This window comes from Micromonospora sp. NPDC093277 (assembly GCF_044765245.1).
In the GTDB taxonomy this organism is placed as follows: Bacteria; Actinomycetota; Actinomycetes; order Mycobacteriales; family Micromonosporaceae; genus Micromonospora.
In genome coordinates this window covers 1-23,741 of the sequence record NZ_JBIWJO010000015.1, presented here as the reverse complement: position 1 = coordinate 23,741, position 23,741 = coordinate 1, and the positions used below count along the sequence as shown (strand labels likewise).

Annotated in this window: 24 protein-coding genes and 1 pseudogene; 17 read left to right on the top strand and 8 right to left on the bottom strand. The window is 73.6% G+C overall.

The features are described from left to right. Positions 1-11: 11 nt before the first annotated feature. Together ACIRG9_RS27050 and ACIRG9_RS27045 are read right to left on the bottom strand one after the other, a co-directional pair. Positions 12-248 (bottom strand): preprotein translocase YidC, encoded by a 237-nt coding sequence (locus ACIRG9_RS27050; protein ID WP_402861660.1) that lies wholly within the window; start codon positions 246-248, stop codon positions 12-14. Positions 249-484: 236 nt separating this feature from the next. Then, on the bottom strand, positions 485-1,372 hold the full coding sequence (locus ACIRG9_RS27045) for a pentapeptide repeat-containing protein (RefSeq protein ID WP_402861657.1): 888 nt from the start codon (positions 1,370-1,372) through the stop codon (positions 485-487). 186 nt (positions 1,373-1,558) lie between these two features. Between ACIRG9_RS27045 and ACIRG9_RS27040 the strand changes: the two genes are divergently transcribed. Together ACIRG9_RS27040 and ACIRG9_RS27035 are read left to right on the top strand one after the other, a co-directional pair. Beyond that, positions 1,559-2,164 (top strand): hypothetical protein, encoded by a 606-nt coding sequence (locus ACIRG9_RS27040; RefSeq protein ID WP_402861655.1) that lies wholly within the window; start codon positions 1,559-1,561, stop codon positions 2,162-2,164. A 126-nt stretch (positions 2,165-2,290) separates the two neighbouring features. Next, complete coding sequence (locus ACIRG9_RS27035; protein WP_402861652.1) at positions 2,291-3,709, top strand: RtcB family protein; 1,419 nt, start codon at positions 2,291-2,293, stop codon at positions 3,707-3,709. Between the two features lie 17 nt (positions 3,710-3,726). Here the strand turns inward: ACIRG9_RS27035 and ACIRG9_RS27030 are convergent, their stop codons facing one another. Beyond that, on the bottom strand, positions 3,727-4,152 hold the full coding sequence (locus tag ACIRG9_RS27030) for an archease (protein ID WP_402861649.1): 426 nt from the start codon (positions 4,150-4,152) through the stop codon (positions 3,727-3,729). Between the two features lie 71 nt (positions 4,153-4,223). Here ACIRG9_RS27030 and ACIRG9_RS27025 point away from each other — a divergent pair, with 71 nt between their 5' ends. Continuing rightward, positions 4,224-4,613, top strand: a complete 390-nt coding sequence (locus tag ACIRG9_RS27025) for a hypothetical protein (protein ID WP_402861646.1) — start codon at positions 4,224-4,226, stop codon at positions 4,611-4,613. Between the two features lie 114 nt (positions 4,614-4,727). On the opposite strand, the gene ACIRG9_RS27020 is transcribed toward ACIRG9_RS27025, so the two are convergent. Both ACIRG9_RS27020 and ACIRG9_RS27015 read right to left on the bottom strand, forming a co-directional pair. Further along, positions 4,728-5,441 (bottom strand): B3/4 domain-containing protein, encoded by a 714-nt coding sequence (locus ACIRG9_RS27020; protein ID WP_402861644.1) that lies wholly within the window; start codon positions 5,439-5,441, stop codon positions 4,728-4,730. A gap of 9 nt (positions 5,442-5,450) precedes the next feature. Beyond that, positions 5,451-6,062 carry a LysE family translocator gene (locus ACIRG9_RS27015; protein WP_402861641.1) on the bottom strand — a complete coding sequence of 204 codons (612 nt, stop codon included), beginning with the start codon at positions 6,060-6,062 and terminating at the stop codon, positions 5,451-5,453. A 29-nt stretch (positions 6,063-6,091) separates the two neighbouring features. On the opposite strand from ACIRG9_RS27015, the gene ACIRG9_RS27010 reads away from it, so the two are divergent. Continuing rightward, a complete protein-coding gene (locus ACIRG9_RS27010; RefSeq protein WP_402861638.1) occupies positions 6,092-7,567 on the top strand; it encodes a PLP-dependent aminotransferase family protein in 1,476 nt (491 codons plus the stop codon). Here the strand turns inward: ACIRG9_RS27010 and ACIRG9_RS27005 are convergent. Beyond that, on the bottom strand, positions 7,463-8,572 hold the full coding sequence (locus tag ACIRG9_RS27005; RefSeq protein ID WP_402861635.1) for a helix-turn-helix transcriptional regulator: 1,110 nt from the start codon (positions 8,570-8,572) through the stop codon (positions 7,463-7,465). The genes ACIRG9_RS27010 and ACIRG9_RS27005 overlap by 105 nt on opposite strands. A gap of 44 nt (positions 8,573-8,616) precedes the next feature. On the opposite strand from ACIRG9_RS27005, the gene ACIRG9_RS27000 reads away from it, so the two are divergent. The 5 genes from ACIRG9_RS27000 to ACIRG9_RS26980 all read left to right on the top strand — a co-directional run bounded on the left by ACIRG9_RS27000 (position 8,617) and on the right by ACIRG9_RS26980 (position 12,943). Further along, on the top strand, positions 8,617-9,093 hold the full coding sequence (locus ACIRG9_RS27000) for a hypothetical protein (RefSeq protein WP_402861632.1): 477 nt from the start codon (positions 8,617-8,619) through the stop codon (positions 9,091-9,093). Further along, on the top strand, positions 9,093-9,548 hold the full coding sequence (locus ACIRG9_RS26995; protein ID WP_402861629.1) for a hypothetical protein: 456 nt from the start codon (positions 9,093-9,095) through the stop codon (positions 9,546-9,548). The genes ACIRG9_RS27000 and ACIRG9_RS26995 overlap by 1 nt, the downstream gene beginning before the upstream one ends. Positions 9,549-9,643: 95 nt before the next feature. Next, the gene (locus tag ACIRG9_RS26990; protein ID WP_402861627.1) at positions 9,644-11,164 is read left to right on the top strand and encodes a flavin-containing monooxygenase; all 1,521 of its coding nucleotides are present in this window, start codon (positions 9,644-9,646) and stop codon (positions 11,162-11,164) included. Further along, complete coding sequence (locus ACIRG9_RS26985) at positions 11,157-12,050, top strand: SDR family NAD(P)-dependent oxidoreductase (protein WP_402861625.1); 894 nt, start codon at positions 11,157-11,159, stop codon at positions 12,048-12,050. Before ACIRG9_RS26990 ends, ACIRG9_RS26985 begins: the two co-directional genes overlap by 8 nt. Continuing rightward, positions 12,047-12,943: an alpha/beta fold hydrolase gene (locus ACIRG9_RS26980; RefSeq protein WP_402861622.1), complete on the top strand. Its 897-nt coding sequence runs from the start codon at positions 12,047-12,049 to the stop codon at positions 12,941-12,943. The genes ACIRG9_RS26985 and ACIRG9_RS26980 overlap by 4 nt, the downstream gene beginning before the upstream one ends. Here ACIRG9_RS26980 and ACIRG9_RS26975 read toward each other — a convergent pair. After that, a complete protein-coding gene (locus ACIRG9_RS26975) occupies positions 12,918-13,715 on the bottom strand; it encodes an inositol monophosphatase family protein (protein WP_402861619.1) in 798 nt (265 codons plus the stop codon). The two genes, ACIRG9_RS26980 and ACIRG9_RS26975, sit on opposite strands and share 26 nt — an antisense overlap. A 120-nt stretch (positions 13,716-13,835) precedes the next feature. On the opposite strand from ACIRG9_RS26975, the gene ACIRG9_RS26970 reads away from it, so the two are divergent. Together ACIRG9_RS26970 and ACIRG9_RS26965 are read left to right on the top strand one after the other, a co-directional pair. Beyond that, the gene (locus tag ACIRG9_RS26970) at positions 13,836-14,939 is read left to right on the top strand and encodes a CapA family protein (RefSeq protein WP_402861616.1); all 1,104 of its coding nucleotides are present in this window, start codon (positions 13,836-13,838) and stop codon (positions 14,937-14,939) included. 72 nt (positions 14,940-15,011) lie between these two features. Beyond that, the gene (locus ACIRG9_RS26965; protein WP_402861613.1) at positions 15,012-16,295 is read left to right on the top strand and encodes a nitrate/nitrite transporter; all 1,284 of its coding nucleotides are present in this window, start codon (positions 15,012-15,014) and stop codon (positions 16,293-16,295) included. 98 nt (positions 16,296-16,393) lie between these two features. Here the strand turns inward: ACIRG9_RS26965 and ACIRG9_RS26960 are convergent, their stop codons facing one another. After that, entirely contained in the window at positions 16,394-16,813 is a 420-nt protein-coding gene (locus ACIRG9_RS26960) for a hypothetical protein (protein WP_402861610.1), read from the bottom strand. Positions 16,814-16,954: 141 nt separating this feature from the next. Here ACIRG9_RS26960 and ACIRG9_RS26955 point away from each other — a divergent pair, with 141 nt between their 5' ends. From ACIRG9_RS26955 to ACIRG9_RS26930, 6 genes and pseudogenes are all read left to right on the top strand, one after another. Beyond that, positions 16,955-18,043 carry an S-(hydroxymethyl)mycothiol dehydrogenase gene (locus tag ACIRG9_RS26955; RefSeq protein ID WP_402861607.1) on the top strand — a complete coding sequence of 363 codons (1,089 nt, stop codon included), beginning with the start codon at positions 16,955-16,957 and terminating at the stop codon, positions 18,041-18,043. Continuing rightward, positions 18,040-18,669: an MBL fold metallo-hydrolase gene (locus ACIRG9_RS26950; protein WP_402861604.1), complete on the top strand. Its 630-nt coding sequence runs from the start codon at positions 18,040-18,042 to the stop codon at positions 18,667-18,669. The genes ACIRG9_RS26955 and ACIRG9_RS26950 overlap by 4 nt, the downstream gene beginning before the upstream one ends. A gap of 507 nt (positions 18,670-19,176) precedes the next feature. Further along, positions 19,177-20,331: pseudogene (rho, locus tag ACIRG9_RS26945) on the top strand (transcription termination factor Rho); the annotation flags it as partial. Then, complete coding sequence (locus ACIRG9_RS26940) at positions 20,328-20,789, top strand: VOC family protein (protein ID WP_402861601.1); 462 nt, start codon at positions 20,328-20,330, stop codon at positions 20,787-20,789. The pseudogene rho and the gene ACIRG9_RS26940, both read left to right, overlap by 4 nt. A 50-nt stretch (positions 20,790-20,839) precedes the next feature. Continuing rightward, positions 20,840-21,946, top strand: coding sequence for a DUF3626 domain-containing protein (locus tag ACIRG9_RS26935; RefSeq protein WP_402861598.1), 1,107 nt, complete (start codon positions 20,840-20,842; stop codon positions 21,944-21,946). 246 nt (positions 21,947-22,192) lie between these two features. Continuing rightward, on the top strand, positions 22,193-22,939 hold the full coding sequence (locus ACIRG9_RS26930; RefSeq protein ID WP_402861595.1) for a hypothetical protein: 747 nt from the start codon (positions 22,193-22,195) through the stop codon (positions 22,937-22,939). Positions 22,940-23,741: the final 802 nt, after the last annotated feature.

The following is a 23,741-nucleotide window of genomic DNA, read 5'->3' as shown; positions in this document are numbered from 1 at the left end:
TGTCGAACCGGTCAGCGGGGCGCGTCCGGGTGCGTCGGCATGGACGAGCCACCGGCGCTGCTGCCGGAGGACCCGCCGGCCACTCCGGAGCCGTCGTCCTCGGTGACCACGTCCGGCTTCGGTGCGCCCGGCTCCGGCTCCGGTACGTCGGTGTCCGCGTCGACCTGGACCAGCCGGGCCTGACCGGCCTCGTCCTCGGCGTGCGCCGGATCCATCGGCTGCTCGCCCTGGCGTACCCGATACTCCACCCGTCCGCCTCCCGTCGTGCCGCGCCGCCCGCGGTGACGCCGACTCCGGCTACCCCGCTGCGGCCCCCCGAAACGCGGGAGGCGCAGCGGGCGGATCCGCGCGGCGCGCGGCCTGGCGCGATGTTCGCGCGGCGTACCGCCGGTGGTCGACCCGGCCGGGGACCGCGCGGTGAAACGCCATCCAAGGATGCCGCGTCCGGAGTCGACCACCCGCCGGCCAGCCCCTCGGCCGCCGGTCAGCGGCGGCGGCGTGCGGCGGCCCGCCCGCGCGAGGGCCGGGCCGGGGTGATGGTCAGCGACCAGTGCGCGGGTCGGCGCAGGCCCGGCGGCAGGACCGTCCGGTGGTCGCCGCGCGCGGCGTCGACCTGCGACTGGTGCAGGAACAGGCACCGCCTCAGGTCGGTGCCACGCAGGTCGGCGCCACGCAGGTCGGCGCCGGTCAGGTCCGCCGCGCCCAGGTCGACCTCGCGCAGGTCCGCGCCGATCAGGCAGGCCCCGCGCAGGTTCGCCCCGGACAGCCCGGCCCGGCGCAGGTCCGCCCCGATCAGCACCGCGCCACGCCGGTCCACGCCCGCCCGCCCGGCCCGGGCCTGCTCGCCGGCCCGGGACAGCAGCCGGTTGACCCGATCCCGGTGCGCGTCGACGTCAAGGGCGAGCAGTTCCTCCGGACTGCCGTCGGTGAGCTGCCCGGTCTGCGCCAGGGCGGCGGCAAGGTCGTCCCGGAGCGACCCGGGCGGGGTCAGCGCCAGCGCCTCGGTCAGGTACCAGAGCAGTTCGTGCAGCGGCCGCATCACCGCGAACGTGTCGAACATGACCCGGGTGGTCGCCGGATCGTCGCGCCAGTCCCGCCCGCCGAAGGTGCCCTGCGCGAGGTGCTGGCCGGCGCCGAAGCAGTCGAAGACCGTGCAGCCGGCGAAGCCCCGCTGGCGCAGATCGCGGTGGACGCCGCAGCGGGAGTCGGCGCGCAGGTTCGGGCAGGGCTGACCGGCCGGCTTGTCGATGGCGAAGTCGGCGGAGGCGGCGAACGCCGGCGCGACGCAGCAGATCCCGAAGCACCGGGCGCAGTCGGCCCGCAGCTCACGCCCCTCGCTCGCCGCCGCCTGCCGTTCCGTCGCCTCGGACACCCTGCCCGGCCTCCCAACCGTCTCGCCACCGCCGGCCGCGGCCGCCGCGCCGGATGCCATTCTCCCGCCCTCGGCACAGCCGGACGGCGGCCGGGTCGATCGAGCGTGATCCGAGTACGGGATGTCGGTTCTGCACCCGTCCGCGACGTGAATCCGTATCGTGACAGCGGGGAAGGGGGAGACGGTATGGACGAGGACGCGCGGGAGCTGGCCCTGCTCACCGCCGTCACCACCGAGCACTTCGTGCTGCAGACCTCGCGCAGCGCCACCGTCGCCGAATCGGTGGGCCGGGCGACGGTCTTCATGTCGACGCTCTCCGCCGCGCTGATCGGGCTGGGCTTCGTCTCCAGCAGCGGGCACCTGCTCAAGCCGTACCTCGGCGCGGTGCTGCCGACCCTGGTGATCACCGGGCTGCTCACCTTCGCCCGGCTGGTGCAGAACATGGTGGAGGACACGCTGGGCCGCATGCGCATCCAACGGATCCGCGCCTACTACCACCGCCAGCTCGCGGGCGAGCAAAAGTTCTTCGCCGACGCGGTGGCCGGGGGTGACATGCAGGCGGCCTGGCCGCAGGTGGGCGTCCACCCCAGGCGCGGGCACGCGCTGCTGACCACGGCCGCGTTCGTCGGCGCGGTCAACGCGCTGCTGCTCGGGCTCGGCGCCGCCCTGCTGAGCGGCCTGTTCGGTGCCACCCTCGGCCCGGCGATCGCGGTCGGTGTGGTGGTGGCGCTGGTGGCCTTCGCCGTCCAGATCGCGTACATCAACCGGGCCTCCGTCTCGCTCGGCCACTGAGCCGCGACATCGCGGTGGGTTGAGCCGTCACCGGCCGTCGAGGTCCACCCGGCAACGGCCGACCAGAACACGGGCGATCTCCACCAGGCCGGGTGTAACCGACCCCCAGCGGGGTAGCCCCGCGCCATGGAGCTGGTCGAGGAGTCGCCGTACCGGTTCCGGATCGACCGGCATGACCCGATGCGGGTCCCGGGCGTCGTCTTCGCGTCCCGGTCGCTGTTGCCGGACGCCACGGCGGACAGGTCGCTGGAGCAGGTGGCGAACGTGGCCACCCTGCCCGGCATCGTCGGCGCCTCCTACGCCATGCCGGACGTGCACCTGGGTTACGGCTTCCCGATCGGCGGCGTCGCCGCCACCGATGTCGAGGCCGGCGGGGTCGTCTCGCCGGGCGGGGTGGGCTTCGACATCTCCTGCGGCGTGCGGCTGCTCACCGCCAACCTCGACCGAGCCGAGCTGCGCTCCCGCCTCGACGCGCTGATGGACAGCCTGGGGGAGGCCACCCCGCGGGGCATGGGCAAGGGCGCGGTGTGGCACCTGGCCGACGGTACGGAGCTCGACGCCCTGCTGCGCGGCGGCTCCCGCTATGCCGTCGAGCGCGGCTACGGGGTGCAGCGCGACCTGGACCGGTGCGAGGACTACGGCGCGGTCGGCGACGCGAACCCGGCCCAGGTCAGCGAGCGGGCGGTGCAGCGCGGCGCGGGCCAGGTCGGCAGCCTCGGCTCGGGCAACCACTTCCTCGAGGTGCAGGCCGTGGCGGAGGTGTACGACGAGCCGGTGGCCAACACCTTCGGGCTGCGCGCCGGACAGGTCTGCGTGATGATCCACTGTGGTTCGCGTGGCCTCGGCCACCAGATCTGCACCGACTATGTCCACGCCATGGAGAAGGTGATGCCTGGGTACGGCATCCACGTGCCGGACCGGCAGCTCGCCTGCGCGCCGGTGTCGTCCCACGAGGGGCGGGCCTACCTCGGCGCGATGGCCGCCGCGGCGAACTACGCCCGGGCCAACCGGCAACTGCTGCACCACGCCGCCCGGCAGGTCTTCGAACGGGTCACCGGAAGCGACCTGAGCCTGGTGTACGACGTGTCGCACAACCTCGCGAAGATCGAGACCCACGGCGTCGACGGCGACCAGCGGCGGCTCTGCGTGCACCGCAAGGGCGCCACCCGGGCGTTGCCGCCGGGCCACCCGGACCTGCCGGACGACCTGCGCCCGGTCGGGCAGCCGGTGCTGATCCCCGGGTCGATGGGGACCGACTCGTACGTGCTGGTCGGAACGCCGGGGGCACCAGCCTTCGCCTCCACCTGCCACGGTGCCGGCCGTACGCAGAGTCGCAAGCAGGCCACCAAGGCGGTACGCGGGCATGACCCGCGCCGCGAACTGGAGGCGCAGGACATCGCCGTACGGGGCAAGTCCCGGCGGGGGCTGGCCGAGGAGATGCCGGCCGCGTACAAGGACATCAACGCCGTCATCGAGGCCACCGAGGGGGCCGGACTCTGCCGGCGGGTGGCCCGGCTCGTCCCGGTCGGCGTGGTGAAGGGCTGACCCGGCTCGTCAGGCGGTCAGACGTCCAACGTCACCGCACAGGACCAGCCCTCCCGGTCGGGGCCGAAGCGCAGCTCGTGCAGGGCCACCCCCTTGGGTACCGCGCCGACCAGTTCCACCGCGTCGGCGTCGACCGTCCACCACCGCACCAGCAGCCTGCCGTCGGTCGATCGTACGTCCGTGGCCAGCGGCAACACGCCCGCCGTCTCCAGCCGGAAGATCACCTCGTTGAGGACGGCGACCAGCATGTCCGCGTCGTCGCCGGGCGGCACCGCGAACTCGGTCTCGGCAGCGGCCTTCGCGCCGACGGTGTCGACGAAGCCGTCCAGCATCGCGGCCACCGCCTCGGCCACGCACCCTTCCCGGTCCGGCGCCCACGCCTCGATCCGCACGTCGGCGGTGTGCGGCACGTTCCGATGCCCCCGCGCCGGTCGTCGCTCCATGTCCCCGATCATGCCGCCATCGGCCGGCTGCCCAACGGGTTTCGTCGCACCGGACGGATAGGGTGCCGGACATGATCGCCGACGAATCCGACGCCGTGACCGTCACCTTCCTCAGCATGATGCGCGCCATCCTGCGCACCGAGAAGGTCGGGGAAGACACCCTGGGCCGCACCGTCGAGCTGGCCCGACGGTGGGGCACCAGTGCCACGGCCGACGCGCAGCTCGCCGCCGCGCTGCGCGAGCTGCACGGCGAGCCGGTCGACACCGACGACCCCGGTCAGGTCGCGGACGAGGCGGTCTCGTCCGCCGCCGAGGGCGGCCTGCTGGTCGAGCGCGACCCGCGGGGCGCGTGGAGCGCCCGGTTCGCCGCGAACGCCCGCCCGCTGCGCACCGGCGAGATCACTCCCGACGAGTTCCACGAGATCATGCACACCGACGACCAGCGGCGCACAGACCGCTGACGCCCTGGGCGGCTGTCAGCTCGCGGAGCGCCTGCGATGCGGTCGGCGAGCCGTCCCGCTTCTCGACCGTGATGGGCGAGGGCACTCCGGCGGCGCTGCCGTCGGCAGCATCCCTCAGCCGGCCGCCGCCGGTGCCACCGCGAAGACCGGCGCACCGGCGGTCAGCACCGCCGTCCGCGTCGGCGCCCGCCACAGGTCCGCCAGGGCCGACGACAGGTCCGTGAGCATCCGGGGCACCGTTTCCGTCGCGCCGTCGTGCAGCGCCTCGATGACCACCAGCACCTCGGTGGTGTCGTCGCGGACCGCCGACCAGCCGCTCTGCCGGTGCGTCCAGCGCCGGGAGTGCGCCCGGCCGGCGGAGTCCGCGAAGACCACCTCGCCCGCCTCGGGGCGCTCGTCGGCGCCGCTGCCGAGGGTCAGGTAGGTCTCCTCGCCGGTGGCCGGCCGCACCGCCAGGTCACCGGCGATCCGGTCGACGTCAAGGACGGCCACCGGCACCGCGTACCCGAGGGAGAGCGCGTTGCCCAGGTCGACCAGCGGATGCAGCCGAGGCAGCGCGCCGTCGCGGCGGAAGCGGCGCAGCAGCGACTCGGCGGCGCACCGGTAGCGGGTCGGCGGCAGGCCCATCCCGGCGAAGGCCCGCCGCCACGCCTGGATCTCCGGGAAACCACCCTCCGGCCCGCCTGCGAGCCGGGCCTGGGCGGCGTCGGCGTACCGGGCGAGCCGCGGGCTGACATCGACGGTGGGGGTGATGCCGCTGGCGTGCAGGACTCCGCAGACCAGCTCGGGGAAGTCCGACCAGACCTGCGGCGAGTGCCGGAAGCGCACGGGAGGCTCCTATCGGGCGGTGAGGGCCAGGCCGAGGCCCAGCGCGAGAAAGCTGCCGGCGAAACCACGGCGCAGCAGCGCGACCAGCTGGGGCCGGGCCAGCACCCGGTGCCGGAGCGTGTCGGCCAGCACGGCGAAACCGGCGAAGGCGATCAGCGTGGTCAGCATGAACACCGCGCCGTGCAGCAGCATCCGGCTGGTGGCCGCCGGAGCGTCCGGAGGCACGAACTGCGGCAGGAACGCCACGAAGAACACGGTCACCTTGGGGTTGAGCAGGTTCACCAGCACCCCGTCGCGGATCACCCGGGCGGCCGGCCGCGGCGGGCTGTCGTCGTCGAACGGCAGCGGGCCCCGGGCGCGCAGCGCGGACCAGGCCATCCACAGCAGGTACGCCACGCCGAGCCAGCTGACCACCCGGAACGCCGGGGTGCCGGCGCGCAGCACGGCGGCCAGGCCGGTGACCGCGGCCGCCAGATGCGGCACGAGGCTGATGGTGCAACCGACGGCGGCGAGGAGTCCGGCGCGCCGGCCCGCGGCGAGCGAGGTGGAGAGCGTGTACACCACCCCGGTGCCGGGGGTGGCGACCACGACCAGCGTGGTCAGCAGGAAGGCGATGCTCACACGGTCCAGCCTGCGACCATAATGGTCCGATGGACAGAGCCAAACCATCGTCGGCAGAGGAGTCCATAACCGCCGGCGCGGACTTCCTGCAGCTCGACGTGGGCGACGCTGCGCCGGGTGGGCGCGCCGACTGGCTCGCCGCCCGGCTACGGGCGGCCATCGCCGACGGCCGGGTGCCGGTGGGCGCCCGCCTGCCGGCCAGCCGGGTCCTCGCCGCCGAACTGGGCGTCTCCCGCGGTGTGGTGACCGAGGCCTACCAGCGGCTCGCCGAGGACGGCCACGTGCTGGGGCGCGGCCGGGCCGGCACCGTCGTGGTGGCCACGCCCGCCGAGGTGGTCACCCCCGTGCCAGGGCCGCCCGCCCGGGCCGAGGTGTTCGCCGCCCGGCCGGGCACCGACGTCTTCGACGCGTTGCGTACCGCACCGGCGGAACTCGACCTGACACCCGGCGTACCCGATCTGGCGGCCTTCCCCCGCGCGGCCTGGCTGCGCGCGGAACGCGCGGTGCTGCACCGCCTCGCGCCCGCCGCCCTCGGGTACGGCGACCCGACCGGCGCACCCGCGTTGCGGCTGGCGGTGGCCACCTGGCTGGCCCGCAACCGGGGCATCCGGGTCGACCCGGCCGAGGTGGTGATCGTCGCCGGGGTGTCCCAGGCACTCGGCCTGCTCGCCCAGGTCCTGCACGCCGACGGCGTCCACACCGTGGCCGTGGAGGACCCCGGCTCCCTCGGCGTGCGGCAGCACCTGCACAACTGGCGACTCGACACCCCGCCCGTGCCGGTGGACGGGCAGGGCCTGCGCGTCGACCGGCTGGTGGCCACCGGTGCCCCGGCGGTGATGCTCACCCCCGCGCACCAGTTCCCGACCGGGGTGGTCCTCGACGGCGAGCGGCGCCGCCAGCTGCTGCGCTGGGCACAGCGGGGCGGCCTGATCATCGAGGACGACTACGACGCCGAGCACCGCTACGACCGCCCACCGGTGCCGGCGTTGCGCGGCATGCTCCCCGAGCAGGTCTGCTACACCGGCAGTGTCTCAAAACTGCTCGCCCCGGCCCTGCGCCTCGGCTGGGTTCTGGTGCCGCCCCGGCACCACGCCGCGCTGGTGGCCGCCAAGCGGATGGCCGATCTCGGGAACGCGGCCCTGCCCCAGCTCGTGCTGGCCGAGCTGATGGACTCCGGCGCGCTGGAACGCCATCTTCGGCTGTTGCGTCGCCGGCACGTCCGCCGCCGGGACACGATGATCCGCGCCATCCGCGACCAGCTGCCCGGTGCGGTCGTGCACGGCGCCTCCGCCGGCCTGCACCTGCTGGTCACCCTCGACGATGACCTCGACGACGTCACGCTGGCGGCCGCCGCGCTGCGGCGCGGTGTCAAGGTGCAGCCGCTGTCCTGGCACGGGCAGTTACCGCAGCCGCCCGGCCTGGTGCTCGGCTACGCCGCCAACCCGACCGGCGACATCGAGCGCGGCATCGCCACCATCGCGGATTCTCTCCACGACCTGCACTGACCCCGCCCGGAAAGGCGGGCGGCGGTCGGGGTGGGGTGGGTGGTAAAGGGTGGCCAGGGCGGCGGCGGTGTCGGTCAGGCGGTAGCGTAGGGCGGCGGGGGAGAGGACCTCCACCTCGGCGCCGAGCCGCAGCAGCTCACCGTGGGCGTGGGTGAGCGACTCGATCGGGATGACGGCGTGCACCCAGCCGGCCTGGTCCGGTGGACCGGCCGTGTCGTCCACCGCCGCGACCACCGGGTCGCTCGCGATCTCGCGCAGCCGTTCCCGGCCGCGCGGGGAGAGCCGGACGGTCGCCTCGTCCCGGTGCAGCCGGGCCCGGAACTCCACCACGTGCGCCCGCCACCAGCCGGGCAGGTCGAACTCCGGCCGGTCGAACAATTCGTCGAGCGGGGTCAGGTCGAGGATCTGGTTGACCCGGTAGGTGGCCGGTTCGGCCCGGTCCGGCCGGGCCGCCACCACGTACCACCGGCCGCCCTTGAGCACCAGGCCGTACGGTTCCAGGACCCGGGTCACCTCGCCGGTCCAGCTGCGGTAGCGGACCCGGATCCGGTGCTGTCGCCACACCGCCTCCGCCGCTGGCGCGAGGTACGGCGACGGGTCGCCGTCGGAGTACCAGCCGGGGGTGTCCAGGTGGAAGCGCTGTTCGAGCCGGGCGGCCCGGTCGGCGAGTGGGGGCGGCAGCGCGGCCCGCAGCTTGAGCTGGACGGTGGCCACGACCGACTGGTAGCCCAGCTCGGCGGCCGGCCCCGGCAGCCCGGCGAAGAGCAGCCGGTCGGCCTCCTCGGCGGTGAGCCCGGTCAGCCGGGTCCGCCAGCCGTCGACCAGGCGGTAGCCGCCGGCATGGCCAGCCTCGCCGTACAGCGGGATGCCGGCGGCGTGCAGCGACTCGACGTCCCGGTAGATGGTGCGGACCGAGACCTCCAGACGGCGTGCCAGCTCGGCGGCGGTGAGCCGGTCGTGGGCCTGGAGCAGCAGCAGGATGGAAAGGAGGCGACTGGCCCGCATTCCACTGACACTACCTGTCAGGGAAGTGCCCCTACCGTGCGGACATGGCTTTCCACGACAAGGAGTTGACCGTGCCGGGGACCGTCGAGGTCGCCGGCTGGCACGTCAAGCGTTACCACATCGACCAGCCGGACCGCCGCCTCGAACCGGAGGTGGTCGAGGCCGCGTACGCCTACCTGCCGAAGCTGCTGCCCGAGCCCGACGGAACGACGCCGCCGGCTAGCTGGGTGGTGCTGCACCGGGGCGCGGACACCGGCGCGTACCTGCTGGCGTACACCTGGTTCTGGGACAACGTGGTGGAGTGCCGGACCGCGATCGCCGGGCAGCCCGCGCTGGACTGCCCGGACGACGACCCGGCGCACTTCGTCCCGCTGGACCGCCCCGGAGTGGGCTGCGTCTGGGAGTTGGGCGTGCTGGAGCACGAGCGCACCGCGTGGATCCGCCACCTGCTCGCCCCCGACGAGCCGGACCTGGCCGGCTACCTGGCCGACACCCGCACCGAGGGGCCGGTGGGCCGCTGATGGGCGACTTCGACTTCTTCGTCGGCACCTGGGACGTGACCAACCGGCGGCTGACCAAGCGGCACGTCGGCAGCGACGACTGGGACGAGTTCCCCGGCATCTCGGTGGCGCACTCGTTCTTCGACGGCGGCGGCAGCTTCGACGAGATCCGCTTCCCGACCCGGGGCTTCTCCGGGTCGACGGTGCGCATCCTCGACGCGGCCACCGGCCTGTGGTCGATCTACTGGATGAACAGCCGGCGCGGCATCCTCGAGCTGCCGCCCGTGGTGGGCCGGTTCGTCGACGGCGTCGGCACCTTCTACGCCGACGACATCGATGAGGGGCGGCCGGTCCGCTGCCGGTTCATCTGGTCCGGGATCACCCCGACCTCCTGCCGCTGGGAGCAGGCGTTCTCCATCGACGGCGAGCGCACCTGGGAGACGAACTGGATCATGGACTTCACCCGGGTCGGCTGACCGGTCACCCCGCCGTCGCCGAGGCGCGGCCCGCTCGTCGGGCCGCGCCTCGGCGCGGTACTGTCCGGTCCACTGCCGCCTCAACGGAAGACGCCATGGCCGACCACGTCGACGTCCTCATCGTCGGCGCCGGGCTCTCCGGCGTCGGCGCCGCCGTCCACCTGCAACGCGACTGCCCGGGCAAGACCTACGCGGTGCTCGAGGCGCGCGATGCCATCGGCGGCACCTGGGATCTGTTCCGCTATCCGGGCATCCGCTCCGACTCCGACATGTTCACCCTCGGCTACTCGTTCAAGCCGTGGACCGATCCGAAGGCGATCGCCGACGGCGACTCCATCCGGGCGTACGTGCGCGAGACCGCCCGGGAGCACGGCGTGCGGGAGCACATCCGCTTCCAGCACCGCGTGGCCCGCGTCGAGTGGGACAGCGCCAGCGCCCGCTGGACGGTCCACGCCCACCGCGACGACACCGGCGAGGACGTCGTCCTCACCTGCGCGTTCCTGTTCACCTGCGCCGGCTACTACCGCTACGACTCCGGCCACACCCCCGAGTTCCCCGGCGTCGACCGGTACACCGGCCCGCTGGTGCACCCGCAGCACTGGCCGGCGGACCTCGACTGGACCGGCAAGCGGGTGGTGGTGATCGGCAGCGGCGCCACCGCGGTCACCCTGGTCCCGGCGATGGCCGAGCGGGCCGGCCACGTCACCATGCTCCAGCGCTCGCCCACGTACGTCATCGCGCGGCCCTCGCGTGACCGGCTCGCCGACGTGCTGCGGCGCCGGCTGCCGGCGCGGGCCGCGTATTCGGTGGCCCGCTGGCGCAACGTGCTGCTCGGGGTGGCCAACTTCCAGCTCAGCCGGCGCCTCCCAGGCCTGGTGAAGCGGTTCCTGCGCCGGGCCGCCGAGGACAGGTTGCCGGTCGGCTACGACGTCGACCGGCACTTCTCGCCCCGCTACGACCCCTGGGACCAGCGGATCTGCGTCGTCCCCGACGGCGACCTGTTCGCCGCGGTCGACGACGGGCGGGCCTCGGTGGTCACCGACACCATCGACACCTTCACCGAGGACGGCATCCGGCTCGGCTCCGGCGCCGAACTGCCCGCCGACATCGTCGTCACCGCCACCGGCCTCAACCTGCTCGCCCTCGGCGGCATGACGGTGACCGTGGACGGCGCCGAGGTGGACCTGGCCGGCACGGTCGCGTACAAGGGCATGATGCTCTCCGGCGTGCCGAACCTCGCCATGACCATCGGCTACACCAACGCCTCCTGGACCCTCAAGGCCGACCTCGTCGCCAGGTACGTCTGCCGGCTGCTGCGCCACCTGGACGCGACCGGCCAGCAGGTCGTCACCCCGGTTGCCCCCGACTCCGGCGAGCTGGCACCCCTCATCGACCTGAGGTCCGGGTACGTGCTGCGCGCCGTCGACCGGCTCCCGAAACAGGGCCCCAGGGCACCCTGGCGGCTGCACCAGAACTACCCCCGGGACCTGCTGTTGATGCGGTACGGCCGGCTCACCGACGAGGGCGTGCGCTTCTCCCGCACCGGTGCGTCCGCCGACGCCGGGCAGCCCACCGGCACCCGTCGTCCGACCGAGAGGACCATCCCGAATGCGTGACTTCGTCTTCCCCGGCGGCACGGCGGTGGTGACCGGCGCGGCCAGCGGCATCGGTGCTGCCCTCGCTCACGGCCTGGCCCGACGTGGCACCGACCTGGTCCTGCTCGATCGGGACGCCGAACGGCTCGACGCGGTGGTCGCCGCGATCCGCGCCGCCCATCCCGAACGCCGGATCGACACCCACCTGGTCGACCTCGCCGACGCCGAGGCCACCGACCGGGTGGCCGCCGAGTTGAGCCGCCGGCATCCCCGGATCAGGTTGCTGGTCAACAACGCCGGAGTGGCGCTGGGCGGCCGGTTCGACCAGGTCACCCTCGACGAGTTCCTCTGGGTCATCGAGATCAACTTCCGGGCCGTGGTCCGGCTGACCCATGCCCTGCTGCCCGCGCTCAAGGCCGAGCCGGGCGCACACCTGGTGAACATCTCCAGCCTGTTCGGGCTGATCGCGCCCGCCGGGCAGGCCGCGTACTCGGCCAGCAAGTTCGCCGTCCGCGGCTTCACCGAGGCGCTGCGGCACGAACTCGTCGACGACGGCGTCGGAGTCACCTCGGTGCATCCCGGCGGCATCCGGACCCGGATCGCGGCCAGCGCGCGGGTGGGCAGCGGCGTCCCCCGCGAGGAGTTCGAGACCGGCCGGCAGCAGTTCGAGAAGCTGCTCTCCATCGACCCGGCGAAGGCCGCCGAGGTGATCCTGCGCGGCGTCCGACGCCGCCGGGGCCGGGTGCTGATCGGCTGGTCGGCGAAGCTGCCCGACCTGCTGGCCCGGCTCGCCCCCGCCGGGTACGGGACGGTGCTGGCGCTGGCGACGAGGCGGAGCGCCGCCCGGGTGCCGACGCCGCGCCCCGCCGCGGAACCCGTCGCGCCCGATCCGGACCGGTCGGCGTGACGGTCGCCCCGCCGCCGGCCGACGAGCTGACCGTCGCCGGCCGGCGGGTGCGGTGCCGGATCACCGGCGACGGCCCGCCGGTGGTGCTGCTGCACGGCATCGGCCGTACCCTCGACGACTTCACCACCCAACACGCGCTGCTGGCCCGCGACCACCGGGTGGTCAGCGTGGACCTGCCCGGTCACGGCGGCAGCGCGCCGCTGGACGTGCCACACACCCTCCCGGCCCTGGCCGCGGCCGTCGCGCAGACCCTGGACGTCGCCGGGATCACCGGCCCGGCGCACCTGGTCGGCAACTCCCTCGGCGGCGCGGTGGCGATGCGCCTCGCCGTCGACGACCCGGCCCGGGCGGCGAGCCTGGTGCTGGTCAACAGCGCCGGCTTCGGCCGGGAGGTCACCGTCGCGCTGCGGCTGCTCGCGCTGCGCCCGCTGGGACGACTGCTGCTGCGCCCGCGCCCGGCGATCGCCCGCCGCACCGAACGGGCCATCTTCCACGACCCGGCGCACGTCACCGAGGAGCGCATCGTCACCGCTCTCGCCGCGGCCCGGCAGCCGCACGCCGCCCGGGTGATGCTGGAGCTCGTCCGCAGCCTGGGCACCTGGCGGGGCGTACGGCCGCGGTGGCGGCGGGAGTTGCTCACCGCGGTGGCCGCACTGGACCTGCCCACGCTGGTCGTGTGGGGCGACCGGGACCGGATCCTGCCGGCCAGCCATCTGGCCAACGCCCGCACCCGACTGCCGAGGGCCCACGGTCACCTGTTCCGGGACACCGGGCACATGCCGCAGATCGAGCGGGCCGCGGCGTTCCACGCGCTGGTCACGGAGTTCTGGGCGCGGCCCGCTGCCGGACAACGGGTCGGGCACCGCCTCAACCCGCGAACTGTTCCTGAATGAGGGCCAGCAGGGCCTGGTGCGTGTCGTGGTCCGCCGCCACCAGCAGCCCGTCCGCGCCGGTGTCCAGCGGCTGTCCGTGAATGCCGGTCACCACGCAGCCGACGGCCCGGCACAGGGCGACCCCGGCGGCGAAGTGCACGCTGTCCCACAGTTGGCCGTCCGTCACGTACGCCGCCCGCCGGCCGGCGGCGACCCAGGACAGCGCCAGACTCGTGGACACCACCCGTGGCCGGAACTGCGCCTCGAACTCCGGGTGGCCGAGCAGCCGTACAGCCCGGAACGTGGGACCGTTCGGAAACGGCGGGTCCAGGTTGACGTCCACCAGCCGTGACTCGGCGGACGGCGTGAGCGGCTCGTCCACCCCGTCGCGGCGCACCTGGGCCGGGCCGCTGTCGGTCCAGAACATCTCCCCGGCGAACGGGTCGGCCACGGCGGCCACCGTCGGGTCGCTGCCGGTGCGCAGGGCCACGTTCACCGCGACCAGCGGCGTGCGTGCCGCGAAATTCACGGTGCCGCACAGCGGATCGACCAGCCAGGTGCGCTCGGCGCCGGCGGGTCCGGTGCGCCCACCTTCCTCCCCGAGCACCGCGTCGTCCGGCCGGGCGACCCGGATGACGTCGAGGATCGCCTGTTCCGCCTCAAGATCGGCGGCGGTGGCGAAGTCGCCCCCGGACTTCTCCACCCGCGCCAGCACGGCCCCGTACCGGGAGTGCACCACGGCGGCGCCGGCCTCCGCGGCGGCAATCGCCACCTCACCATCCATGATCTCCATCCCGGCAGGATAGGACGACCGCCTCCGGCCGAATGCCCCGCCGGAGGTCGCCCGCGTGGCCGTCCGCGGCTTCGCCCGTCCCGCAGGTGCGCGTACGCCTGGGGCGGGAACACCAACGTCATGGCCGAGGTGACCCTCTTCCTCGCCGGCGACGTGATGACCGGCCGGGGCATGGACCAGATCCTGCCCCACCCCGGGCCGCCCGCATTACGGGAACAGGCCGTCAGCGACGCCCGCCGCTACGTCGAGCTGGCCGAGTCCGTCAACGGTCCGATACCGCGACCGGTTCCGCCGCAGTGGCCGTGGGGTTCGGTGCTGCCTCTGCTGGATGCCCTGCGCCCGGACGTCCGGATCGTCAACCTCGAGACGTCGGTGACCGGCCGGGGCGAGTACGCCCCCGGCAAGGGCATCCACTACCGGATGCACCCGGCGAACCGGGCCTGCCTCACCGCCGCCCGGCTCGACGTCTGCACGCTGGCCAACAACCATGTCCTCGACTTCGGCCCGACCGGGCTGGCCGACACCCTCGACACCCTGCGTACGGCCGGCATCGGGACCGCCGGCGCCGGCCGGGACGCCGACGAGGCGTGGCGGCCGGCCGTGGTGCCGCTGCCCGGCGGCCACCGGCTGCTCGTCTGGTCGGTCGGCGCCCCCTCCAGCGGCGTGTTTCCGCAGTGGGCCGCGGCCGACCGGCGGCCCGGGGTGGCGTACCTGGACGTCTCGGCGGCGTCGGCCGAGGCGCTCGCCGAGCGCGTCTCCCGGGAGGCCGGGCCACGTGACATCGTGGTCGTCTCGGTGCACTGGGGCTCGAACTGGGGATACGACGTGCCGGACGAGCAGACCCGCTTCGCGCACACCCTGATCGACGCCGGGGTGCACCTGGTGCACGGTCACTCGGCACACCACCCACGTCCGATCGAGCGGTACCGGAGGCGACTCGTCCTGTACGGCTGCGGCGACCTGATCGACGACTACGAGGGGATCGCCGGGCAGGAGTCGTACCGGCCGGAGCTGCGGTTGGCGTACCTGCCGACGCTCGACACGGAGACCGGTGAGCTGCGCCGGCTGCGCCTGGCGCCGGTGCGTATGCGGCGGATGCGGCTGGAACCGGCCGCGCCCGAGGAGGCCCGCTGGCTGGCGGAACTGCTCGACGGCCTCGGCGCGCCGTACCGGACCCGGTTCGCGCTCGACGACGACGGCCTGATCGCCCTGCGCGCCGGCTGATCCCGGAGTGGCCCGCACCACGATCCGGGGGTGCCGGAACACCCGGGACGAGCTGGGACGCAGCATGGACCCATGACGCGCCGTCCCGCCGCCCTGGTGTACGCGGTGGCGCTCACCGCCTACCTCGTGGCGGTCTTCCACCGCAGCTCGCTCGGCGTCACCGGGGTGGACGCGGCCGAGCGCTTCCACATCAACGCCTCCGCGCTGGCCACCTTCTCCGTCGCCCAGCTCGCCGTGTACGCGGCCATGCAGGTGCCGGTCGGGGTACTGCTCGACCGGTTCGGCTCCCGCCGGCTGCTGCTGGCCGGCGGCGCGCTGATGGTCGCCGGTCAGCTCTGCTTCGCCGTCGCCACCGACGTCCGCCTCGCGGTCGCCGCCCGCGTCCTGGTCGGCCTCGGCGACGCGATGACCTTCATCAGCGTGCTGCGCATCGTGGTGTTCTGGTTCCCCGGGCGGCGCAACCCGCTGTTGGTGCAGCTCACCGGCACCGTCGGGCAACTCGGCGCGGTGCTGGGCGCGATCCCGTTGGTGGCGTTGCTGCACCACGCCGGCTGGACGCCCGCGTTCCTCACCGCGGCGGCGCTCGGCGCGACCGCGCTGCTGCTCGTCCTTGTCGCCGTCCGGGACACTCCGCACACCGGGCACGGCGCCGCAGTCGCCCCCGACCTGCGCGGCGTACGCCGGCAGCTCGCCGAGGCCTGGGCCCAGCCGGGCACCCGCCTCGGCCTGTGGACCCACTTCGTCACCCAGTTCTCCGGCTCGGTCTTCGCCCTGCTCTGGGGCTACCCGTTCCTGGTCCAGGGGCAGGGACTCTCGCCCACCGCGGCGGCCGCCCTGCTCACCCTGATGACCGTGGTGACCCTGCTCTGCGGCCCGGTGATCGCCCACCTGTGCGCCCGGCACTCGTACCACCGCTCGGTGCTGGTCTTCGCGATCACCGCCGCGACCGCCGTGATCTGGGCGGTCGTGCTGGCCTGGCCGGGACGCGCGCCGCACGGACTGCTGGTGGCCCTCGTCGTCGTGCTCGCGGTCAACGGCCCCGGCTCGGTGATCGGCTTCGACTACGCGCGCACCGCCAACCCGGTGCACCGCATCGGCAGTGCCACCGGCATCGTCAACGTCGGCGGATTCGTCGCCTCGATCCTGCTGATCCTGGCGGTCGGCGTGGTGCTCGACCTGACCACCCCGGCCGGCCGGAGCACCCCGCCGCTGGACGCGTTCCGCTGGGCGTTCGCCGTGCAGTATCTGCTCTGGGCACTCGGCGCGGCCCAGGTGCTCCGCTACCGCAACGCCGCCCGCCGCCGGTACGCCGCCGAACGCGCCGCTGTTGCGGCCCCCGCACCCGCCGGCACCTGACCGCCGTCCACCCGAGGAGCGGTGGTCAGGACCGCCGCATGGGTGAGCTTCGCCTGGTGGCCGCGGGGCCCTCCGGCCCAATCGGCGGTGCGGTCGGTTCAGTGGTGACGGCGGCCGTGGGTCAGCGAGTCCAGCATCAGGGTGAGCCCGGCGCCGACCAGCCACACGTCCTTGGCGAGGCCGGTGCCGGCCTGGGTGGGACGCAGGCTGTTCTCCTCCCGCAGCCCGGGCGTCTTGAGGTAGAGCTGCACCAGCCCGGCGCCGAAGGCGGTCAACGCCGCGCCGGCGAGCAGCGACGGCACGAACGGCACGAGCAGCGCCGCGCCGAGGGCGATCTCGCCCCGGGACAGCAGCTTCCCGAACCGGTTCGGTTCGATCTGTCCCAGCTGGGGGATCGCGCCGACGGCCATGCCGTGCACCGCCTGCGCCGCCTCGCCTTCCAGGCCGCGCTTGCTGAGCCCGGAATTCAGGATGAACGCGCCGATGCTGAGCCGGAGCGGCGTATGCGTCAGCCTCATGATCACTCCCGTCGGATCCGGAGAACGGATCCCGCGTACCCCGGGACGCGCGAGATAACCCGCCGTGCACGGGCTGGGCCACCCGCGGTGATCGGCGGTAGGTTCACGGAGGTACGGAGACCGACGCAGGCGGGAGGGACCGTGAGCCAGGAAGTCCGGGGAGTCGTGTCGCGGCGCAAGGGCGCGCCGGTGGAGGTCACCACGATCGTGGTGCCGGATCCGGGGCCGGGCGAGGCGGTGGTCCGGGTCCAGTCCTGCGGGGTGTGCCACACCGACCTGCACTATCGCGAGGGTGGCATCACCGACGACTATCCGTTCCTGCTCGGCCACGAGGCCGCCGGCGTCGTCGAGCAGGTCGGGGAAGGCGTCACGGACGTGGCCCCCGGTGACTTCGTGGTGCTCAACTGGCGGGCGGTCTGCGGGCAGTGCCGGGCGTGCCGCCGGGGTCGCCCGTGGTACTGCTTCAACACCCACAACGCGGCGCAGCGGATGACCCTCACCGACGGCACCGAGCTCACGCCCGCCCTCGGCATCGGCGCATTCGCCGAGAAGACCCTCGTCCACGCCGGTCAGTGCACCAAGGTCGACCCGGCCGCCCGGCCCGCCGCCGTCGGCCTGCTCGGCTGCGGGGTGATGGCCGGTCTCGGCGCGGCGATGAACACCGGCCAGGTGACCCGGGGCGACTCGGTCGCGGTGATCGGCTGCGGTGGCGTCGGCGACGGCGCGGTGGCCGGCGCGGCCCTGGCCGGAGCGACGACGATCATCGCGGTCGACACCGACTCCCGCAAGCTCGACTGGGCGCGCCGGTTCGGCGCCACGCACACCGTCAACGCCTCGGAAGAGGACCCGGTCGAGGCGATCCGCGCCGCGACCGGCGGCTTCGGCGCCGACGTGGTCATCGACGCGGTGGGCCGCCCGGCGACCTGGAAGCAGGCCTTCTACGCCCGGGACTTGGCCGGCACGGTGGTGCTGGTGGGCGTACCCACCCCGGAGATGAAGATCGAACTGCCGCTGCTGGACGTCTTCGGCCGCGGCGGCGCGCTCAAGTCCAGCTGGTACGGCGACTGCCTGCCCAGCCGCGACTTCCCGATGCTCACCGAGCTCTACCGGCAGGGCCGCCTCGACCTGGACGCGTTCGTCACCGAGGAGATCGCCCTCGACCAGGTCGAGGATGCGTTCACCCGGATGCACCACGGCGACGTGCTCCGCTCGGTGGTGGTCTTCCCGTGACCGCCCGCGTCGACCACACCGTCACCTCCGGCACGTTCTCCCTCGACGGGCAGACCTTCGACGTCGACAACAACGTCTGGGTGATCGGCGACGACACCGAGTGTGTCGTCGTCGACGCGCCGCACGACGTGGCCGTCATCCGCGAGCTCGTCGGCGGACGCCGGGTGGTCGCCATCGTGGCCACCCACGCCCACGACGACCACGTGCGGGTCGCGCCCGAGCTGGCCCGCGCCACCGGCGCCCCGGTGCTGCTGCACCCCGCCGACCGGGTGCTCTGGGACCAGATCCACCCCGACACACCACCTGACGGCGAGCTGACCGACGGCCAGACCGTCCGGGTCGGCGGCACCACGCTACAGGTGCTGCACACCCCCGGCCACAGCCCGGGCGCGTGCAGCCTGCACGCCCCCGACCTCGGCGCGGTCTTCACCGGCGACACCCTGTTCGCCGGCGGGCCGGGCGCCACCGGCCGCTCCTACAGCGACTTCGGCACCATCATCGAGTCGATCCGAACCCAGCTTCTCACCCTGCCGCCGGAGACGGTCGTCCACACCGGACACGGCGACGACACCACCATCGGCGCCGAGACGCCCCACCTCGACGAGTGGATCGCCCGGGGACACTGAGGCCCGGGGTCCGGCCGGGTCGCCGGCCCGGCCGGACCCGGGGAACAGCTCAGGGCAGCCGGGTGAGCAGGAGACGTTCTCCCTCGTGCACCCCGCCGCCGATGGCGACAACCCGGCCGTGCCGGCCGGCTACTTGCCCTGCTCGACGCTGCCGGGTTACTATGCCGACAGACCCGGACGCCGGCGCACGGCGCCACCCGGGATTTCCGCCATCCTGACCGCTCGGCGGGTCGCCCGCCCGGTCATTGATCACCGTCGACAGTCGCGCCCATTCGCCGCCGCGACGTCCTCGCCGGTCGGGTTTCCGGCTGCCTGCCGAGCCCGCTGCCGCTGACCCGGCCGCCTCCGTGAGCACCGGCCCGGTGCGTCATGGCCCGATCGGAGGCCCGAGGCGGCCCACCAGGCGTGCCTGAACCTTGCGGCACGCCAGTGTCTCCGCACGCCTTGACCGTGATCCGCCCATCGTTTCCCCACCCGTCGCCGAAGGGGGCGACAGGTCACATCGAAAGGCACCCGATGACCAACACCGACACCGCCGGGCCGGCCCCGGTCACCGGCATCGTCGACACCATCGACGACCACGCCCTGATCCGGGTCGACGGATACCTGCCCGCCGCCGCGGATACGTACGTCGCACCCGCCCAGCTGCGCAGGTACGGCCTGCGCCGCGGGGACCTGGTGACCGGCACGGTCGCCGCCGCGCCCCGCCGTGGCCGGCACGCCCCGCTGGTACGCCTCGACACCGTCAACGGGATGGAGCCGGAGGAGGCGCGGCGCCGGCCGGAGTTCTACAAGCTCACCCCGCTGTACCCGCGCGAGCGGCTGCGGCTGGAGACCGAGCCGCAGATCCTGACCACCCGGGTGATCGACCTGGTCATGCCGATCGGCAAGGGCCAGCGGGCGCTGATCGTCTCGCCGCCGAAGGCGGGTAAGACGATGGTGCTGCAGGCGATCGCGAACGCGATCACCCGTAACAACCCGGAGTGCCACCTGATGGTGGTGCTGGTCGACGAGCGGCCGGAAGAGGTCACCGACATGCAGCGGTCGGTGAAGGGCGAGGTCATCGCGGCCACGTTCGACCGTCCGCCGCAGGACCACACCACGGTGGCGGAGCTGGCGATCGAGCGGGCGAAGCGGCTGGTCGAGCTGGGGCACGACGTGGTCGTGCTGCTCGACTCGCTGACCCGGCTGGGCCGCGCCTACAACCTCTCCGTCCGGTCGACCGGCCGTACGCTCTCCGGTGGGGTGGACGTCGCCGCGCTCAACCCGCCGAAGCGGCTGCTCGCCGCGGCCCGCACGATGGAGGAGGGTGGCTCACTGACCATCCTCGCCTCGGCGCTGGTGGACACCGGTTCGGCCGCCGACACGCTGATCTTCGAGGAGTTCAAGAGCACCGGCAACGCCGAGCTGCGACTGGACCGCGCGCTGGCCGATCGGCGCAGCTACCCGGCCGTTGACGTCCGTGCCTCCGGCACCCGCCGGGAGGAACTGCTGCTCACCGACGTCGAGCGGCACCGTCTGCGGGGCCTGCGATCCGCGCTGTCCCAGATGGACCGCCAGTCGGCCCTGGACCGGCTGCTGCAGCAGCTCACCGCCACTGCGGGCAACGCCCATCTCCTCGCCCGGCTCGGCGCGGCGGACGACTACGCTCAACGGTCATGACCACGTCGGGAAACGAGCCGCCGACCGTACGCCAGCTTCGCCTCGTCGTCGAGGCCGACGACTACGACGCGGCGGTAGCCTTCTTCCGCGACGCCCTGGGCCTGCCCGAGCAGGCGGCGTACTCGGGCGGCGATGGCGCGCGGGTGGTGATCCTGGAGGCCGGTCGGGCCACCCTCGAGCTGGCGAATCCCGCGCAGAAGCGAATGATCGACGAGGTGGAGGTCGGCCGGCAGGTCGCGCCGCGCCTGCGGGTGGCGTTCGAAGTGGACGACAGCCGTGCGGTGACCGAGCGCCTGGTCGCGGCGGGCGCCACCGAGGTCGCTCCGCCGACCGTCACCCCGTGGCAGTCCCTCAACGCCCGCCTCGACGCCCCGGCGGGCCTGCACCTCACCGTGTTCCAGGAACTGCGTACCCTCGAGGAACGCGCCGACGGCGACGGCTTCGGCACCGACGCCTGACCACGGAAATCCGCTGCACCCGGCTGCCCGGCCGTTGCTACCCTCGCGCGGTGCCCGACCCCCTCACCGCGCCGCCCGCGCTGACCCCGGCGCAGGCCGCCGCCCTGCGACATGTTCGCCACATGGCGCTCCGGGACCGTCCGGTGGCCCTCGCAACCATCGCCCCGCACCTTGCCGGCTCGGGGACGGCGTACCAGGCGGAGCAGGTCGTCGCGGCCGTTGCGGCGTACGGTCGGCTGACGCTCAACTTCCACCCGGACCGCCTGCTGCGCGACGGCCGTACGGTGGCCGAGGCGCTCGACCAGGACGGCGTCTACCGCAGCCAGTTCGAGACGGGTATTTCCAACGGCGGGCTGACCGCGTTCCCCGGCGGCGACCGGGACCGCTGGGAGGCGACGATGTTCGGCGGGGCGTACCAGCGGCCGGGCGTGCTCCCCGCGGAGCGTCCGAAGTACGGTGGCCTGAACCTGCTCGACCACGCCGACGGCGCCTGTCCCCGCTTCGGCTCCTGCCATTTGCGGCTGCGCCCCGAGGCCCTCGGCCGGGCCACCCTCAGTTTCGGCGACAGCCACACCCAGCCGAAGGACGCCGGCACCCTCGACGTCTTCGAACCGGTGCTCGCCGCGCTGCTCGAGGCCACCGCCGGCACCGGCGTCAGCCTCGGCCTGGCCGGCATGGACACCGGCACCCTGTTGCGCACGCTGCTCCGCCACAGCGAGCGGGAATCGACCGTGGCCGGGCGGGCGTTGGACGACTACATCGAGGCGCAGATCCACGGCGAGGTGAATCTCGCCCGAGACGTCGAGGCGCTGGTGGTCGACCCGTCGTTCCGGGGCACGGACGCCGGGCGGATCCTCGGCGGAATCGCCCGGCGGCACGGCTTCCCGCTGCGCTGGCACGCCGGGTTCGAGTTGCCGGTCAACGGAGTCGACGCTGAGTTCCGCGGCCCCGACATCCCACCGCTCGCCGCCCGGGTGCACGCGCAGTTCGCCCGACCGGGGGAGCCTGTCCATGCCGCGCTGGTCGGCCGGGCGGCTGCGTCAGTGGTGCGGGAGCCGGGACGGTGGGTCGACCGGGGACCGGTCGAGGTCACCCTTCAGCACCTCAAGCAGCTCTGGCACGTTCTCGTCCGGTTCGGCGCGCCCGCCTCCGGTTGACCGCCGCGTCCGGAACTGATCCTTGCGGGCCGTTGGTGCCCTCCCGGTACGTCCGCTGCTGACCCGTCCCGTACCTACGGTGACCTGCGCCGCACCCAGCCCCCTCTCCGGCATTTCCGGAATGACCGACAAGGCAGGCTGGTTGTGTCCCCAGTACCGCGAGAGCGCAAACCCCGTACCGGCCAGTAGTTCCCCCGAGGCCCGCTCACCCCGGAGCGCGTCCTGACGATCGAAAGGGCAACCATCGTGAAGCAGCACTTCACCCGATGGCTCCCCGCCATCGAACAGACCTCGCATCGCACCGCCGAACTCGCCAGCCGTTGGCTGCCCACCATCGCGAGGACCCCGCACCGCAAGGCCGTACTGACGGTCGCGGGCGTTGCGGTCCTGGGCGGCCTGGCGCTCGGCCCCTCCGCCGTCGCCGCGCCGGTCACCACCGGCCCGCACGCCGGTGCCGTCGCCGCCATCGACCTGGCCACCGGCAAGAAGACCGCCATCACCGAATCCGAGCTCACCACCGGCGCCGACAAGGTTCCCGCAAAGGCCAGTCCGCCCAGCCGGGACAGCCTCGTACCGTACGGCGTCGAGGGCGCGCAGTCGCGCATTCCGCTCGACAACGCGCAGGTCTCCAACGCCAAGGCCATCGTCGAGGCCGCCAAGGAGACCGGCGTGGGGGAGCGGGGCGCCGTGATCGGCGTCGCCACGTCGCTGCAGGAGTCGAAGCTGTACAACCTCGGCCACCTCGGCACGTACAACGACCACGACTCGGAGGGCCTGTTCCAGCAGCGCCCGTCGTCCGGTTGGGGCACGCCCGACCAGGTCACCGACCCGGACTACGCCTCCAAGGCGTTCTTCAACGCGCTGAAGAACGTCGGTGGGTGGCAGGACCTGCCGCTGACCACGGCCGCGCAGACGGTCCAGGGGTCCGCCTTCCCGTACGCCTACGCGCAGTGGGAGGACCAGGCGGCGGACATCGTCCAGCAGGTCTGGTGAGTTCCTGCTTCTTCCTGAACCGGCCGGCTCCTTCCCAGGGGCCGGCCGGTTTCCGTTTCTCCGTACTGCCCCGCGGTCTGCGGATGGCCCCGGCCGGCACACCGCGCCGGGCGCTCTCGCCGTCCGTATCCCCACCGATGCGTCCCGCGTCCGGTGTACGCCCGAGTGTCCGGGTCTTGTTCGCCAGCTCCCGCGTCTTTGGTCGCCACTTCCCGCCGACTGGTTGCCGAGGGCCGGATGACGCGCCTCCTCGCCGCCCCCTCGACCTTGATCGGCTCCGTGTCCGGAATGTGGCGGCGTCGAGGGTCTTCGGATACCGCCGTTTGCGGGACATGGAGTGGATCACCGGAGTTTGTCGATCGTCTGCCCTGAGCCCTTGGGTATATGTCCGGTTCGCAGGGAGTGGCGGGCATCCTGGGGCCGGAATGGTGGGTGGTCGGGGGTCGTTGAACACGGGTGCATGGCCTAGGAAGGCCCCAACCCCGTGGGCCACCCCCGAAAGGCCCCACCGCGGGGCCCGCCCGCTTCGGCGGGTGCCCGGTCCCCGGAATGATGGCGGGCCGCCGGTCGTTGAACACGGGTGCACGGCCGAGGAAGGACCAACCCCGGGGGCCGCCCGCTTCGGCGGGCGCTGTACCCCGGGAATGATGGCGGGTCGTCGGTGGTTGTGTATGGTCCCGGCGCCGCGAAGAGGCGACCCCCTGTCGCCCCGCGAGCCAGCCGGTCGAAGACTTTCCCCCTTTGTTTTGGGCGCCTGACGGTGCTTGCGCACGCGTTTGCCGACCCCCCGGTCGGTGTGCGC